Source organism: Candidatus Berkelbacteria bacterium (assembly GCA_016432625.1).
GTDB lineage: Bacteria > Patescibacteriota > UBA1384 > 2-12-FULL-50-11 > 2-12-FULL-50-11.
Map to the genome: position 1 here is coordinate 277,142 of CP066697.1, position 14,329 is coordinate 291,470.

17 protein-coding genes are annotated in these 14,329 nt (G+C 49.7%); 13 read left to right on the plus strand and 4 right to left on the minus strand.

The window, feature by feature from the left end; genetic code table 11:
• The 8 genes from HY845_01655 to HY845_01690 are packed head-to-tail and all read left to right on the plus strand — an operon-like array spanning position 1 to position 6,594.
• Complete coding sequence (locus HY845_01655) at positions 1 to 429, plus strand: RpiB/LacA/LacB family sugar-phosphate isomerase (GenBank protein QQG52017.1); 429 nt, start codon at positions 1 to 3, stop codon at positions 427 to 429.
• Positions 426 to 1,073 (plus strand): hypothetical protein, encoded by a 648-nt coding sequence (locus HY845_01660; protein ID QQG52018.1) that lies wholly within the window; start codon positions 426 to 428, stop codon positions 1,071 to 1,073. Before HY845_01655 ends, HY845_01660 begins: the two co-directional genes overlap by 4 nt.
• On the plus strand, positions 1,070 to 1,912 hold the full coding sequence (locus HY845_01665) for a transketolase (protein QQG52019.1): 843 nt from the start codon (positions 1,070 to 1,072) through the stop codon (positions 1,910 to 1,912). The genes HY845_01660 and HY845_01665 overlap by 4 nt, the downstream gene beginning before the upstream one ends.
• Positions 1,912 to 2,892: a transketolase family protein gene (locus tag HY845_01670; GenBank protein ID QQG52150.1), complete on the plus strand. Its 981-nt coding sequence runs from the start codon at positions 1,912 to 1,914 to the stop codon at positions 2,890 to 2,892. The genes HY845_01665 and HY845_01670 overlap by 1 nt, the downstream gene beginning before the upstream one ends.
• Positions 2,882 to 3,727 carry a class II fructose-bisphosphate aldolase gene (locus tag HY845_01675; GenBank protein QQG52020.1) on the plus strand — a complete coding sequence of 282 codons (846 nt, stop codon included), beginning with the start codon at positions 2,882 to 2,884 and terminating at the stop codon, positions 3,725 to 3,727. The genes HY845_01670 and HY845_01675 overlap by 11 nt, the downstream gene beginning before the upstream one ends.
• A gap of 17 nt (positions 3,728 to 3,744) precedes the next feature.
• Positions 3,745 to 4,743 carry a type I glyceraldehyde-3-phosphate dehydrogenase gene (gene gap / locus HY845_01680; protein ID QQG52021.1) on the plus strand — a complete coding sequence of 333 codons (999 nt, stop codon included), beginning with the start codon at positions 3,745 to 3,747 and terminating at the stop codon, positions 4,741 to 4,743.
• Positions 4,743 to 5,429: an MBL fold metallo-hydrolase gene (locus tag HY845_01685; GenBank protein QQG52022.1), complete on the plus strand. Its 687-nt coding sequence runs from the start codon at positions 4,743 to 4,745 to the stop codon at positions 5,427 to 5,429. Before gap ends, HY845_01685 begins: the two co-directional genes overlap by 1 nt.
• A gap of 37 nt (positions 5,430 to 5,466) precedes the next feature.
• Positions 5,467 to 6,594, plus strand: a complete 1,128-nt coding sequence (locus HY845_01690) for a cysteine desulfurase (GenBank protein ID QQG52023.1) — start codon at positions 5,467 to 5,469, stop codon at positions 6,592 to 6,594.
• A gap of 43 nt (positions 6,595 to 6,637) precedes the next feature.
• On the opposite strand, the gene HY845_01695 is transcribed toward HY845_01690, so the two are convergent.
• Positions 6,638 to 6,835: a hypothetical protein gene (locus HY845_01695; GenBank protein QQG52024.1), complete on the minus strand. Its 198-nt coding sequence runs from the start codon at positions 6,833 to 6,835 to the stop codon at positions 6,638 to 6,640.
• Between the two features lie 41 nt (positions 6,836 to 6,876).
• Between HY845_01695 and HY845_01700 the strand changes: the two genes are divergently transcribed.
• From HY845_01700 to HY845_01710, 3 genes are all read left to right on the plus strand, one after another.
• Positions 6,877 to 7,518: a superoxide dismutase gene (locus HY845_01700; GenBank protein ID QQG52025.1), complete on the plus strand. Its 642-nt coding sequence runs from the start codon at positions 6,877 to 6,879 to the stop codon at positions 7,516 to 7,518.
• A complete protein-coding gene (locus HY845_01705; GenBank protein QQG52026.1) occupies positions 7,515 to 8,345 on the plus strand; it encodes a deoxyribonuclease IV in 831 nt (276 codons plus the stop codon). The genes HY845_01700 and HY845_01705 overlap by 4 nt, the downstream gene beginning before the upstream one ends.
• A 145-nt stretch (positions 8,346 to 8,490) precedes the next feature.
• The gene (locus tag HY845_01710) at positions 8,491 to 8,916 is read left to right on the plus strand and encodes a cupredoxin domain-containing protein (GenBank protein ID QQG52027.1); all 426 of its coding nucleotides are present in this window, start codon (positions 8,491 to 8,493) and stop codon (positions 8,914 to 8,916) included.
• A 2-nt stretch (positions 8,917 to 8,918) separates the two neighbouring features.
• Here HY845_01710 and HY845_01715 read toward each other — a convergent pair whose 3' ends face one another.
• A complete protein-coding gene (locus tag HY845_01715) occupies positions 8,919 to 10,460 on the minus strand; it encodes an RnfABCDGE type electron transport complex subunit D (protein QQG52028.1) in 1,542 nt (513 codons plus the stop codon).
• 90 nt (positions 10,461 to 10,550) lie between these two features.
• Between HY845_01715 and HY845_01720 the strand changes: the two genes are divergently transcribed.
• Complete coding sequence (locus HY845_01720; GenBank protein QQG52029.1) at positions 10,551 to 10,964, plus strand: DUF1761 domain-containing protein; 414 nt, start codon at positions 10,551 to 10,553, stop codon at positions 10,962 to 10,964.
• Between the two features lie 25 nt (positions 10,965 to 10,989).
• Here HY845_01720 and HY845_01725 read toward each other — a convergent pair whose 3' ends face one another.
• Entirely contained in the window at positions 10,990 to 11,385 is a 396-nt protein-coding gene (locus HY845_01725) for an SRPBCC domain-containing protein (protein QQG52030.1), read from the minus strand.
• Between the two features lie 21 nt (positions 11,386 to 11,406).
• On the opposite strand from HY845_01725, the gene HY845_01730 reads away from it, so the two are divergent.
• The gene (locus tag HY845_01730; GenBank protein ID QQG52031.1) at positions 11,407 to 12,153 is read left to right on the plus strand and encodes a PD-(D/E)XK nuclease family protein; all 747 of its coding nucleotides are present in this window, start codon (positions 11,407 to 11,409) and stop codon (positions 12,151 to 12,153) included.
• 257 nt (positions 12,154 to 12,410) lie between these two features.
• Here the strand turns inward: HY845_01730 and HY845_01735 are convergent, their stop codons facing one another.
• Positions 12,411 to 14,312: a hypothetical protein gene (locus HY845_01735; GenBank protein ID QQG52032.1), complete on the minus strand. Its 1,902-nt coding sequence runs from the start codon at positions 14,310 to 14,312 to the stop codon at positions 12,411 to 12,413.
• Positions 14,313 to 14,329 lie beyond the last annotated feature (17 nt).

Below are 14,329 nucleotides of genomic sequence, written 5' to 3' on the forward strand. Positions count from 1 at the left end.
ATGCTCTACCTTGCCGCCGACCATGCGGGGTTTGAGCAGAAAGAATTTGTGGCCCATAAGTTGGCAATCGATGGCGTCGCTTTTGAAGATCTAGGGACGTTTTCCAAGGAGATGGATGACTATCCCGTACACGCCAGGCGTGTTGCTAAGGAAGTCATAAAGCACGGCGGCACTGGGTTGCTTTTCTGCGGCACCGGCGTAGGAATGTCGATTGTGGCCAATAGAACCAAAGGTATCCGGGCGGCGGTGGTTTGGAACGAAGAGGTCGCTCAACGTTCACGCGATGAGGACGATGCCAATATCGCCTGCTTGCCGGCCCGACTTGTAAGTAACGAAACGGCTTGGGAGATAGTTCGGATGTTTCTGGCTACGACATTTGGCCATGAAGAGAGATATAAACGCCGAGTCAAGGAGATCGATCGAATATGAAGGCTAAGGGACCGATCTTGCCTGGAAACTTAACGAATACTGCAGAAGATTTCCTGCGCCATTTAGAGTTCGCTCGTGAGAATGCTAACGCCATTCATATCGACGTCGCCGACGGTGAGTTTGTCCCTCCAACTACGCTCCCAATCAAAAAATGGCCGACGCTGGCGATTGACTACGCCGAAGCACATTTGATGGTGAAAAACCCGATACCTTATTTGGACGATCTTAAAAAAGCTGGAGTGACGCGCAGTATTGTTCATATTGAGTCGTTTTTCGACCCGGATGAATTGGTCTCGTACGCCAGGGAAATCGATATGTTGCTCGGTTTTGCTGTTAGCCCAGAAACTGACCTGGAGTATCTCAGACCCTTTTTAGAACTGAGTAACTACGTTCAAGTAATGGGTATTGAACCAGGCAAGACGGGGCAGACCATGTTGCCTCAGACGCCAACGGCCGTAAGTTACCTTCATCGATTACCCAACCGCCGACTGGTGATAAGTGTCGATGGCGGTGTACACGAGAACACTATCCTACAGCTACGTAAAAATGGGGCGAGTTATTTTGTCGCCTCTTCGGCAATTTTCGATAGCACCGATTGGCAAGCTAGCTACTCGCGACTTTTAGAACTAGCGGAGATGTCATGAACAGCAAGCAGCTTGCACTTAAAGCCAACGAAATTCGTCAAGAAATAATCGCTATGTTACTTGAGGCTGGTTCAGGTCATTCGGCGGGGCCGCTTGGTATGGCCGACGTCTTCACGGCGCTATATTTTGAAATTCTTAAAATTAAAAACGAAGATCCCGATTGGTCAGAGCGCGACCGTTTAGTTCTGTCTTGTGGCCACATTTGTCCAGTGCTTTACGCGACGCTGGCGTTGCGCGGCTTTTTCCCACGAGCCGAGTTAAAGACGTTGCGACAAATTGGTAGTCGCCTGCAAGGACACCCGCATAATCTATCACTCCCAGGCGTAGAGACGTCCTCAGGACCGCTAGGCCAGGGCGTTAGCCAAGCTATTGGCATGGCCTTAGCGGCTAAATTAAAGGACGAGGATTGGCGGACCTACCTTGTGATGAGTGACGGCGAGCACAACGAAGGGCAGAGTTGGGAAGGAATTATGTATGCGGGTGCAAGGCGCCTTCATAATCTAACGGCAATTGTTGACCGCAATAATATCCAGATCGACGGCCATACCGAAGACGTTTTGCCGCTAGAGCCACTACTCGAAAAATACCAAGCTTTTAACTGGCACGTGATCGAGGCTGACGGCCACAATTTTGACGACATTATTAGCTCTTTCCGTCACGCCCGAGCAGTTTTTGAAAAGCCGACCGCGATAATTTTTCATACTATCCCCGGTAAGGGCGTTGACTTCATGGAACAAGATTATAAATGGCACGGTACGCCACCCGATAAAGAGCAAGCTCACCAGGCATTAAATGAGCTCCGGACACTGCGCGGAAAAATTCAGGGAGAACACGAGTGATGCAACTCTTGAACGGCGTTGGCGTAGGTGAGTTGGAACAAGCGGCGATTCGTGACGGCTTTGGTGAAGCGCTTCTTCAGCTTGGTAAGCACAACGAGAGTATTGTCGCCCTAACGGCCGACTTGACAGAGAGCACTAGGGTTCAGCAATTTGCCAAGAGTTTTCCGGAGCGGTTTTTTGAAATTGGCGTCGCGGAACAAAATTTAATTGGTATCGCTGCCGGACTTTCTCATGAAGGCTTTATTCCGTTCGCCGCGTCTTACGCCGTCTTCTCGCCAGGACGAACTTGGGATCAAATCAGAGTCTCAGTTTGCTATTCCAAAAATAACGTCAAAATCATTGGCTCGCATGCTGGTTTGAGTGTTGGAGCTGATGGCGCGACCCATCAGGCGCTTGAGGATGTGGCGATAATGCGCGTGTTACCAAATATGGTCGTGGTCGTGCCGTGCGATGCGACTGAAGCACATAAAGCCACCCTCGCAATCGCTAAACATAAAGGCCCGTGTTATTTACGACTCGGTCGAGAGAAAGTCCCCACCATCACGAGCGAGGAAACGCCGTTTGAACTTGGTAAAGCGATAACTATAACTAAAGGTAGCGATGTGACGATTGTCGCCAATGGCCCATTAGTATTCAACGCTCTACAGGCAGCTCACCAGCTTGAAGGCACGTACTCCGTCAGGGTCGTTAACCTTCATACCGTTAAACCGTTAGATCATAAGACAATTTTAGACGCGGCAGAGGAGACCGGCGCCATTGTTACTGCCGAGGATCATCAAATTGACGGCGGAATGGGCTCGGCTGTTGCTGAGCTGGTTAGCCAATTTAATCCGGTACCAGTTGTACGTGTCGGGGTTAAGGACAGTTTTGGTGAATCTGGATCGGTTAAGGAGTTAATGGACCACTTCGGGCTAAACGTCGAGGCTATCTGCGACGCGGTCAAAAAAGCCATCACCCTGAAGGGAAAAAATGCTCGTTAACCTAACGAAAATACTCGCCTTGGCGGACGAGGGCCACTACGCGATTGGCGGCTTCAATATGACCACACTCGAATCGGCCATGGCGGTTGTGGAGGCCGGAGAACAAGAAGATTCACCAGTCATCTTACAAATTAGTGAGAAAACGATTGATTATATGGGCCTCGACTTGGCGTTTGCCATCGCCAAAACATTGGCCGATCGGGCAAAAGTGCCAGTTTGCGTCCATTTCGATCACGGACGAAATTTTGAGCTCGTCGAACAATCCCTTCGAACTGGATTCTCCTCGGTCATGCTCGATGTCTCGCAAATGGAAAAGAACAAACGTATCCCGTTCGTCAAAGACTTTACGCTTAAAGCTCACAGGCTTGGGGCAACGGTCGAAGCGGAGGAGGATCAGATCGGAGGTCGAGAAGATTACGTCGAGGGTGACAATAGCCATTTCACCGACCCAAAACGAGCCATGACTTTCGTTAAAGAGACCGGCGTTGATGCTTTTGCGGTTTCAATTGGTTCAACTCACGGCAAGCCACTGCCACACGAGAGGCTCGACGTTGAGCTGCTCGCTGAAATTAATAAAGTTGTGAACGTGCCATTAGTCCTGCATGGCGCCTCATCTACCGACGAGAAACTAGTGCGTGAAGTGATTTCAGCGGGGGTTTGCAAAATTAATATCGATACCGATTTGCGTCTAGCTTTCACACGCGAGTTGCGTCGTACTTTAAAGGATCCGGACATTTACGATCCGCGAGAAGAGCTTAAACCATCTCGTGACGAGATTATCGAAGAAGTTCGCCGACATATTAAGTTGTTTGGCAGTAGTGGGAAAGCCCGCTAAGATGTCCAAGGAGGAAAATGCTTAAAATTGCAATCAACGGTTTCGGCAGAATCGGGCGCACAGCAGCGCGAATCTTGCTTACTCACCATGCGGAACAGGCCGAACTCGTCGCGGTTAATGATTTAACAGACCCCAAAACGCTGGCCCACCTTTTTACGTACGACTCAAATTACCGGACCTTCTCGCCCGCAGCCAAAAGCGATAGCGATCTAATTATTGTTGGTGAAAAACAGATAAAAGTTTTTGCCGAGCAAGACCCAGCGAAATTACCTTGGGACGAGTTAAATGTTGACGTGGTACTTGAATGCACTGGTCATTTCACGGACGGTAAAACCGCCGCAGCTCATCTTAAAGCCGGAGCTCGTCGGGTTGTGATTTCAGCACCTGCTGACAACGCCCCGACGCATGTTCTTGGCGTTAATGACGAAACGGCTCACGAATCTGAAGTTATCAACAATGCCTCATGCACGACTAACTGTATTAGCCCGGTCGCCGCGGTGATGCATGCCAAGTTTGGTGTGGCAAAGGCAATGATGACAACAATTCACTCGTACACTCAGGATCAGAATTTGCAGGACGGACCACACAAGGATTTGCGTCGCGCTCGCGCCGCCGCTCAAAATATTGTCCCAACGACAACCGGCGCCGCTAAAGCAACAACGGAAGTTATTCCCGAGCTTAAAGGCTTATTTGATGGTCTAGCCATCAGGGTTCCAACACCGGTCGGTTCGCTAGCCGATTTCACTTTCTTACTAAAAAGTAAGACGACTGTGGACGAAATTAAGCAGGTACTAATCGATGCCGCAAAAAGCCCGAGGTATCGGGGGATTCTTGAGGTAACAGACGAGCCGCTTGTTTCATCAGATGTTATTGGTAACCCTGCCTCAGCTATTGTCGACTTGTCGCTTACCCAAGTGATCGATGGCGATATGGCAAAAGTAATTGCCTGGTACGACAACGAATACGGCTATTCTTGCCGGCTTGTCGAGATGGCTCTAAAAGTTGGGGCAAAGTAATGCGCAGCGGTACCTACGACGGGGCGACGATTTCAGCGTTGGGCCATGACGGCTTTATTGTCGAATATCCCGAGCAAAAGTTTACTTTTGCCTTTGATCCGTATGACGTCAAAGACGAGTTCGTTACTCCAGTGGACTTTGTTTTTGTGTCTCACCCACATTTCGACCACTGTGACGTTAACTCAATCAGAAAGCTTCTGAAGCCGAGCGGTAAAATATTTGCCCCGCCGGCCGCCGCAAAGGAGCTGGAGTCATTCGGCGCCCAATTAGAAATTTTTGATGGCAAAGATAAGCGCGCCACGAAATTTTTTAAATATTGGACGGTTCCTGCTTACAATATCGATAAATTTCGAACACCAAACGAAGTATTTCACCCTAAGGAAGCAGGTTTTGTTGGCTGGATCATTGAAGTTGGTGCGACGCGCTACTACCACGCTGGTGACAGTGACTTCACCCCTGAAATGGCGGAGTTAAAGAAGATTGACGTTGCCTTTCTACCGATCTCTGGGACGTTTGTAATGACACTCGAGGAGGCGATCAAGGCGGTTGAAGTTTTGGAGCCAGATGTGGTTGTGCCGATGCATTTCGGTAAGTTACTTGGCTCGGTATCTGACGCCCATCGTTTTGCTAATTTACTGAAGGAAAAGTCCAAGATTCTTGTTCTATCAACCGAGAGCTATCCGTGACTTTGGACGGTTTTTAAGGTAGAATTTGGCTCGTCAAATGGTAAGAATTTATGCCGATTACGCTGCGGCCACACCGACCGATAAGAAAGTTGCACTAGCAATGCAGCCTTTTTTTACGAACAATTTCGGTAATCCGTCGAGCAATCATAACTTCGGACGTTTCGCGGCTGACGCGGTAGAGTCCTCACGAGCCGAGATTGCGAAATTTATCAACGCCAAACCCAAAGAAGTATATTTTACTGGTACCGGCACTGAGAGTAATAATTTAGCTATTTTGGGGGCCGCAAGGGCAAATAAAAAAACCGGCAACCACATTGTTACCACTCAAATTGAGCACCCCAGTGTTCTAACCACCTGCCAAGCACTAGAGCGTGATGGATTACAAGTTGCATATGTCGCCCCACATGAGAATGGAACGGTATCACCGAAGCAAATTGCGTCCGCCGTCACGGCCAAGACGTCCCTTATCAGTGTCCATCTGGCAAACTCTGAAATCGGCGTAATCCAGGACGTCGCCGCTATTGTACAAGCGGTGAAGTCGAAAAACCCTCAAACCCTTGTACATGTTGATGCTTGCCAAGCAACGAGTTTTATCGAGTTCGATGTTCAGAAACTTGGGGTGGATCTGTTGGCGTTTAATGGTAGCAAGGCATATGGCCCGAAAGGTATCGCGGTGCTTTACGTACGAGATAAGGTTAGCATTTTCCCGTTAATTTACGGTGGGGGACAGGAACAGAGTTTGCGTAGCGGTACTGAGAATGTGCCGGGGATCGTCGGACTAGCGGAAGCGGTTCGAATTATTAAGAACAACCGCCAAAAAGACTTCATTAAGATAAGTGATTTGCGAGATTTTCTTCAAGCAGAGCTTAAAAGTCTCGGTAATATTTTAGTTAACTGTGAAGACGCCCCACGCTTACCTAACCATCTTTCGGTGACACTCGCGAAGACTAAGTCCACCGATCTCGTCCGCGATTTAGATGCGGCAGGAATCGCTGTGTCGGCAGGAAGCGCCTGCAGCTCAAAGAGTCTAGCCGAGTCACATGTTTTAGCCGCCATCGGGCTCAATTCTCAGCTGGCGAATAAAACGATCCGTATAACGCTTGGGCGGGAAACAACAAGCAGCGATTGTCGAACGATTATCGACACAATTAAAACGTTAGTCTAATGGTCCCGCGCGATTGCTTGGGACCATTGAGAGCCGTCATTGGCTAGACTTGCCACCTGTCGTTACCCTGCTCACGTTCTGCCCGTTCGGCGATGTACCGCTCAATCGGACCGCGCGTGTCATTCTGGGACGACGGCTGGGGTCGTAGCTCGTCAGTTGTTGCTTCACCACGTAGTCGGGCGAAGCAGCAGCTGTTGAGATCAGGGTTAAATAAGGAACACCAATCTGGGTCACTACACATGCTGTCCTCCCGCTCTGTAGAATGAGCAGTTGCCTTTCGGTATGAATATCTTAGTATTAACTTCAACGATAATAAACATTGATAAGGAGGCCGAGATGTACGAAGCCAAAAAATTTAGTTCGATTCGCGAGCTTGATGGTATTAGCGAACGGACTATGACCGAGCACTATAAGCTCTACGAGGGTTATGTTAAGAAGTGGAACGAGATTATCGGCGAATTACGGGAAGTTGACCTGGCTTCGGCGAACCAAATTTCCTCAAAATTTCGTGCCCTGTCGGTCGAGATGACTTTCGCGTTGTCGGGCATAAAAAATCATGAGGTATATTTCGGGCTCCTAGGTGGTAGTGGTGAGCAACCGTCGGGCAAATTGTTAGAACGACTTACCAAAGACTTTGGCTCGTATGAATCATGGAAAGACATTTTCACCGCTGCTGGTATGGCAGCTCGCGGTTGGGCACACCTAGTTTGGGATCGTGACTTAGAGCGCTTGCTGGTGATCGTTGGCGATTCTCAAAATACTTATTTGAACTGGAATTCTGTTCCGCTGGTTGCACTGGACGTCTACGAGCATGCTTATTTTATCGACTACGGCGTAAAACGCGCTGACTACGTTACAGCGTTCTTTAAGAACATCGACTGGTCGGTCGTCGAAAAACAATTCGCAGCGGTAAGTGTCAGATGATTATCGGTGCTCACGTACCGACTGCGGGTGGCTTGGAGACCGCTCTTAAAAAGGGTCGCGAGATCGGCGCGGAAGCGCTACAAATCTTCCCCTCAGCTCCCTTGCAGTGGAAAATTCGTGGTTGGAGCGACGAGGCATGTGCGGCTTTTCTAGAGGCATGGCCGAAACAATTTAAACAAGTTATCTTTCATGGCATATATCTAACTAACCTTGCAGGCGCTTCAGCGGATAACGTCGTCAAAACAATTACTGCCTTAACCGAGACGCTAAAATTAGCCCCGAAAGTTGGCGTCGTGGGAACGGTTTTCCACCCAGGCACTTATAACGGCGGAATCGAAAGCAACGCCAAACAAATTAAGCAAATTATTAAGACGGTACTCGACGCAACACCACCCGAGGCTAAATTAATTTATGAGAACTCAGCTGGCTCAACAATCGGCGGTAAACTCGAAGATTTGGCTTGGTTGTTAGAAAATTCAAGCGACCGAAAACGTGCCGGTGTTTGTTTGGATACTTGCCACGCTTTCGCGGCTGGGTACGACATCTCCAATGCCGAAGGTTACGAAAAGTATGTTAACGAAGTCTCTCGGCTTATTGGCCTGGAGAACGTGTTCTGCTGGCATCTCAATGACTCAAAATTTGATCTTGGTGCCAAACGCGACCGGCACGAGAATATCGGCGAAGGGAAGATGGGATCACTGCCGTTTGAGCTCATCGTCAATGACGAACGTTGGGCAAACTTGGCCGGATATCTTGAAGTACCGGGCTACGACAACCTCGGGCCAGACGCGAGAAACGTTGCCACACTCACGAAATTGCGTCCATAGTACCAACTCGCCAATTTTCCATACCCGCCGGGATCGAAGAACCCTAGGGAAAGCAGTTGGCATACAATTTCTTCCTGCCAACTTCTATTGTAACTGGCTCGGGCCTTTGTTTAACTGTACAAGAAGTAAGAATTAGGAGGAAAAAATGAAAACGTTAATATGGGTAGTAGTAATTTTGGTTCTGATCATCGCGGCTTGGTTCTTGTTTGGTAATAAGAATAACGACAGCAGTAGTAATGACGATGTGTCCAACCAGCAATCCGGCACCGCTAGCCAAGACGATGGTAGCGTCGCTGTTGAGCGAACAATCGCTTATACCGACAACGGTTTTTCGCCTGATTCTGCAACTGTCAAAGCTGGCACCAAAGTAATCTTTCGCAACGATAGCAGCAATCCACTTTGGGTTGCATCTGATCCTCACCCAACGCATACAGGAATGCCGGGACTTGATGCTGGCAAGAACTTAGCCAAAGGCGAGAGCTTTTCCTTCACTTTCAACGAGGTCGGCGCCTGGGGTTATCACAACCATTCCGACACGTCTGACACCGGCAAGATAACCGTCGAGAAATAGCGCTATTTCTTAGTCAATAAATCGTTCGTATAACCTGGGAAGAAATCCTGGCGGATGTTCGATCTTGGCACGCCCATCTCGCCTAAAAGTTGCGACAAAGCTTCGACCATCGGCTCTGGTCCAGAGACATAGAACAGTTGGCTAAGCAGGTCAGGTACTTCCTCCTTTATCACAGCAGGGCTTATCTGACCTTTATAGCCGCTCCAGTTTTCTGGTGGGTTGCTGACAACGGTTACTATCTTCAGGCCAAATGCCTCGCTGGCTTCGTGGAAAAGATCCATGAAAACCAAATCCTCGGCGGTTTTAGTAGCATAAATGAGAATAATATCGCGTCGTTCGCCGCTATCGACGAGATATTTAATCATGCTGCGGAACGGGGTGATGCCGATGCCACCGGCAATAAAAACCAATGGCTTGGTTTTATCGCTTGGCATGACGAAGTCGCCTTCAAGGCCGCGTGCAAAGACTTGTTGATGCGGTTTTAAGGCTCGCAAGGCTGTCTTAAAACTGCTCGACTTATCAGCAAAACGGGTGGTTAGAAGCAGGAGTTTTTCGGTAGGCGATGAGGAGATAGTAAACCAGCGCCTTACCCCACGACTATCTGGACTAGAGTGTGGTAACGTCCATTCCAAAAACTGTCCGGGCACAAAATTAACTTTCGGCTGCGGCTCAAAAGTGAAAAGTTCAATTGTCGGCGCTAATTTATCTTGTTTAACGAGCGTCATAGTAAAGTAGTCAATCTTCTCCACAACTCGGGCGAGAATGTTTCCGAGTAAGAGTGATAATTCGAGCGAGTAGGGGATACTTGGTAAAAAGCGCTGAATAGCCACGCCGCCAAAAGCAATTAACACCGCGTAGGCGTAACCAAGACGGTGATTAGCTGGGGAGGTTGCCGGCTCTGGCAGCATCACTAACGCAAAGAAAAATAGCGGCGAGTTTAGTAACAAGCCTTCGATGAGCTTGGCGTTGTCCGATAGCGGCAGCCCAGTTCCGTTCAGAGTAAAGAATAGGAGAAGAAAGGCCACTATATATACCACGGCCATTTTTAACCGGCGAATCTTGTATCCGATTAGAATAGCGCCAGCCACCACTAAAACGGTTAGTGGCATAACTCCTATCCACCAGCTCGCCCCCGTTCCGGTAGTTAAATACATCGTAACGACACCAACTGCTGCTGGGTTGAAGATATGGCGGGATTTAAACCGCAGAAGGTATTTCGATGCCATTGCTGCTGCAGCGGCAATTAGCAGCGGCAGCCACGAGGCGCTTAACGAGGCTGGACCAACAATAAGGGCGAGGATAAGCGAAGAGATCAGCCACGATTCTGGATTAGGTCTGACTTTGAAAAATCGTGCCAGTAACAAATTGAAGACGTAGCAGCTAACGACAGAAACAAGCGTGGTTGTGGCTATCGCACTCGCTTCAAACGGTACTTTATCCGCCAGTGCCAAAACGAAAGCAATCGCCAGCATCCCAGCGAGAAACCGCACCATTAGCGCATACATCGTCATTGATCCCAAAAACTTTGTTAATGCGGGCCTCATCTCTTAATTGTTAGCATACGAAGGGCGCAAAATCTTGTACTTCAGGTCAGACGTTACGTATAGTGAGGACAACATAGGAAGGAGGTGAAAATGAATTACGATATCTCTGTAAATTATTGGGCAGTGTTTGTGGCAGCAATCGCATATATGGTGGTTGGTTATATATGGTACAGTTTGCCAGTGTTTGGTCGGATGTGGATTGCTGCTATAGGTAAAACCGAACAGGAGATTAAGGAAGGTTATAAACCGGTCACGATGTTGTGGACCTATATTTTGGCCGCAATCGGGGCTTATGTTTTGGCTCACTTTATTCGGCTTGTGGGCACCACAACGATGACTGAGGCTCTCCAGACTGCTGCTTGGGCTTGGGTCGGCTTCATTGCTGTGACAATGGCTACGAATGCTTTTTATGAAGGTCGGAGCGCTAGACTCTTCTGGATTAACGCGCTTTACCAACTAGTTTCAATCCTAATTGCCGCGGCAATTTTATTTGCCTGGCAGTAGTCTTCGAAGCAAAAACAGCCTAATCTTAAGGCTGTTTTTGCTTGTCTTCTAAAAGTTCCTTGATAGCGCCGAGGTAAAAGCTCTTCCAGCCGTCTATAAGGTCTTTCGTCTCTTCTTCGGGGTGGCCAGTCTGTGTTAACTCGACACGAGTCACGTCGCCCTCTTCAAACAATTCAAAAACAACTGTCGAGGGGCTTGGCCAGTCACCGTACTCCCAGTCTTGAACTAACTTCTTCTTCGGCACTACGATTGTATTTGTGCCGTGAATCTCTCCTCCCCAAAACTCGAATCTACTACCGACTTTTTCGTCCATTATCGCTGGACCGCCTTCCCATTTGTCGATTTCTGCTGGGTCAGTCAGAGCTTTCCAAACGGCTGTTATCGGGGCGTTGATTGTTACTGTCAGGTGAATTTCGTCCATGATTCATTTAATATACCTTTTATGCGTTATGAAAAAAGCCGCTATACCTACGATCCAAAATCTAAAGGTCCGTTCAAACTGTCACGCACCAAGATTGATAACTTCCTAAAGTGTCCACGTTGCTTTTACCTTGATCGGCGTTACGGCGTCGGCCAACCGCCAGGATTTCCGTTCACCCTCAATTCGGCGGTGGACTTTTTGCTCAAAAAAGAGTTCGACGCCCATCGCGCGGTAGGTACTAAGCACCCTTTAATGGAAAATTACGGAGTCGACGCAACACCGTTCGATCACACGAAATTGAGCCAGTGGCGAGAAAACTTTGAGGGCATCCGTTACCATCATCAACCGACAAATTTTATAGTCTTCGGCGCTATAGACGATGTTTGGATTAATTCACAAAAAGAACTACATATAGTTGATTACAAAGCGACCTCAAAAGAAGGGGCAATAAGTTTGGACGCCGAGTGGCAAATTGGCTATAAGCGACAAGCTGAAGTTTATCAATGGTTATTTCGTCGCAACGATTTCAAGGTGTCTGACACTGCCTACTTTGTTTACGTCAACGGGCGTAAGGATCGCGAAGCGTTCGACGCTAGATTAGAGTTTGATGTCCATTTACTCCCGTATAGTGGTGATGATTCGTGGGTAGAGCCGACACTTGTTGATATCAAAAAAACTCTCGATAATGCAGCTATTCCTGAGGCCAATCCAGACTGTGAATACTGCCAATACTCGCGCGAACGAAACACGGTAGAAACGTCCTCGTAAGAACTGCCATAAAAGTCTCCTTAAGGCCGAGCTATAATTGGCGGGTCATGGTTGACGACGCGAAAAAAGAAGATCCAGTCGAAGAAACTATTCACCGAGGTTGTGGGCTGCCGGTGTTATTTTTGTCGATGTTTCTATTAGGTTGGCTGATTATCACTCTTACAACCTAATTTTTTGGGGTAAGCGAAAGCCCTGTTACATGAACAGGGCTTCGGGTGACCCACTCGGGGTCAAGTTGGCCTTGCGGCCGCCTCGACTCAGTCGTCGAGGTTGAGAAGCTTCTTCAGGCCCTCAAGGTCGTTTGCAGCGAGCAACTGCTTGGCTGCAGCGGCTGCCTCTGGATTGGCTCGGAAAGCCTCACCGACGACCTTAGTTTGCATGAGCTTCTGCTTTTTGCGCACGAGCGCCGCCATTGCCTCGTCTTGCGCCGCCATTTCCGCTTCGAGCTCGGCCAACGAATCGTCGATGGTCTTCTCGATCCTAGGAGTGGACGGCTGAACGTTCGGTATGGCCCCGACCGGTTTTTTAGCCGGAGTTTGCTTTCTCACTGCGGAGGCAGCCGGCGCCGTAGTGGTGCCATTTGTCGCTTTGAGATCTGCAATCACCTTGCTAGCCGAATCGACCTTCTGAAGGTCAAGTTCGCGCTGTCGTGTCGTGCTTGCGTCAAACTCGGCTTCGCGTTCCTTCCAGATCGGTTGCCAAGCTTCAACGAGAGAGACTAGCTTCTCGTTGATCGTGTAGCCTACACCGTACGGGTTGCGTCGCTCCCCGGTGATGTAGCGAGCGTTTGATAACGCTCGGTGGGAGGCCTCAATGACTTTCTCGTTTGTCGTCCAGACATCCAGGGCTTTGCGAAGCGCCGCCCAGTATGAGTCCGCTATGAGGAAGTTTGTGCCCTCAGAAGCCGCGATCAGCGTCTCGCCGACCGTGGCAATGCCCTCGTCTGAAGCGACGCGCTCCAGCAAGTTGTTCAGTCGAGTCTCCGTTAGCTGGTCGCCTTGGGGGCGACTTTTCTTGGCGAGTTCAATTGCTTCTCGCTGCTTGACCACGACGTAGCCTTTGTGTTCGTACGGCTCTCCGCACTGCTCGAGCACCTTGCGACGCACGAGCTGGCTTAGGCCGCCACCGATCCGACGATCGGCGATTTCATTTGAGTCGATGCCGATTCTTTGTAAGTACCGACAGAAGACGGCAAGCGTAGCCACGTAGGATAGAGATCCTGACAATGGGTCGGCCTCTGCCATCAGCTCCGCTTCCAGAGCGGCTAGCTTCTGTTCGTTCTGAAAGAGGTCGCCAAAGGTGCCCTTCTGTTCAGTCTGAGGAGTCGGCGACGCGGCAGGATCCGCTGCGTCATGAGTGTCGAGTTTTCCCGGTGCGGCCGGTTTCGTGTCTCCCTCGTTGGTAACGGGGGGAGTATCAGCGGGCGGCTGTGGAACGACGACCGTAGTGACGGCCTGCTGGGCAGGCGGTTCAGGCGTCGTTTGCTGGGTAAAACCAGCTGCAGCTGTTACAACAGCGGCAATAGAGGCGTCTTTCGTCAGCGTGAAGTGGCTAATCGTCTTGCCGTTCTGAGCGAACGGGAAGAGGTGACTGCCACGCACGAGGCGAAGAAACGCGTCTTGAACGAGCTCTTCACTCGGGTTCTTAACGCCACTGCTGTCTTCGATAACGCAGACAACTGCAGTTGCAACCTCTGTGATCGGGATCAAGCCGCGATCCGTCTTCGGGTCGACAACAAGTTGAACGACCAGATTCAGGTGGCTTTCGTTCCAGAACACGTCGGGGTTGATGCTTGCCTGTCGCTCGCTTATGTTGACGACGACGCTCGACGGCGCCGACTTCTCCTCAGCAGCGCTGACCTTAGCGTGAACCACGCTGGGGTCGAGTGGGCTGTGAACCTGGGCCCGGAAATGATAACAAGTGTCGTTATCACCCGGTTGGCAAACGCCTTCGATCAAGCGGCCATTACGGCGGCTGATCTTGACGCCCTTCCGGTGATGCGTACCCTTGATCTTCTCTCCGATCCAGAGCTCGATTTTGCCTGCGCATTGCAGGCGGTCGCTGAAACGTCGTTCGATTGACTCGAAGAAGTCCTTGGGGGCTTCTTTCCGCCGATCGTGACGCTCGAATGTTAACGAACGAGTTTTCGTTTCTATCACGTCATACCTCCATTGGT

What these genes read in the sequence shown, in the direction of transcription:
- HY845_01660 (QQG52018.1), top strand. Translation starts at nt 426, where the DNA reads ATGAAGGCTAAGGGACCGATCTTGCCTGGAAACTTAACGAATACTGCA.
- HY845_01685 (QQG52022.1), top strand. Translation starts at nt 4,743, where the DNA reads ATGCGCAGCGGTACCTACGACGGGGCGACGATTTCAGCGTTGGGCCAT.
- HY845_01675 (QQG52020.1), top strand. Translation starts at nt 2,882, where the DNA reads ATGCTCGTTAACCTAACGAAAATACTCGCCTTGGCGGACGAGGGCCAC.
- HY845_01705 (QQG52026.1), top strand. Translation starts at nt 7,515, where the DNA reads ATGATTATCGGTGCTCACGTACCGACTGCGGGTGGCTTGGAGACCGCT.
- HY845_01700 (QQG52025.1), top strand. Translation starts at nt 6,877, where the DNA reads ATGAATATCTTAGTATTAACTTCAACGATAATAAACATTGATAAGGAG.
- HY845_01690 (QQG52023.1), top strand. Translation starts at nt 5,467, where the DNA reads ATGGTAAGAATTTATGCCGATTACGCTGCGGCCACACCGACCGATAAG.
- HY845_01655 (QQG52017.1), top strand. Translation starts at nt 1, where the DNA reads ATGCTCTACCTTGCCGCCGACCATGCGGGGTTTGAGCAGAAAGAATTT.
- HY845_01710 (QQG52027.1), top strand. Translation starts at nt 8,491, where the DNA reads ATGAAAACGTTAATATGGGTAGTAGTAATTTTGGTTCTGATCATCGCG.
- HY845_01665 (QQG52019.1), top strand. Translation starts at nt 1,070, where the DNA reads ATGAACAGCAAGCAGCTTGCACTTAAAGCCAACGAAATTCGTCAAGAA.
- HY845_01720 (QQG52029.1), top strand. Translation starts at nt 10,551, where the DNA reads ATGAATTACGATATCTCTGTAAATTATTGGGCAGTGTTTGTGGCAGCA.
- HY845_01670 (QQG52150.1), top strand. Translation starts at nt 1,912, where the DNA reads ATGCAACTCTTGAACGGCGTTGGCGTAGGTGAGTTGGAACAAGCGGCG.
- gap (QQG52021.1), top strand. Translation starts at nt 3,745, where the DNA reads ATGCTTAAAATTGCAATCAACGGTTTCGGCAGAATCGGGCGCACAGCA.
- HY845_01695 (QQG52024.1), bottom strand. Translation starts at nt 6,835, where the DNA reads ATGTGTAGTGACCCAGATTGGTGTTCCTTATTTAACCCTGATCTCAAC.
- HY845_01730 (QQG52031.1), top strand. Translation starts at nt 11,407, where the DNA reads ATGCGTTATGAAAAAAGCCGCTATACCTACGATCCAAAATCTAAAGGT.
- HY845_01725 (QQG52030.1), bottom strand. Translation starts at nt 11,385, where the DNA reads ATGGACGAAATTCACCTGACAGTAACAATCAACGCCCCGATAACAGCC.
- HY845_01715 (QQG52028.1), bottom strand. Translation starts at nt 10,460, where the DNA reads ATGAGGCCCGCATTAACAAAGTTTTTGGGATCAATGACGATGTATGCG.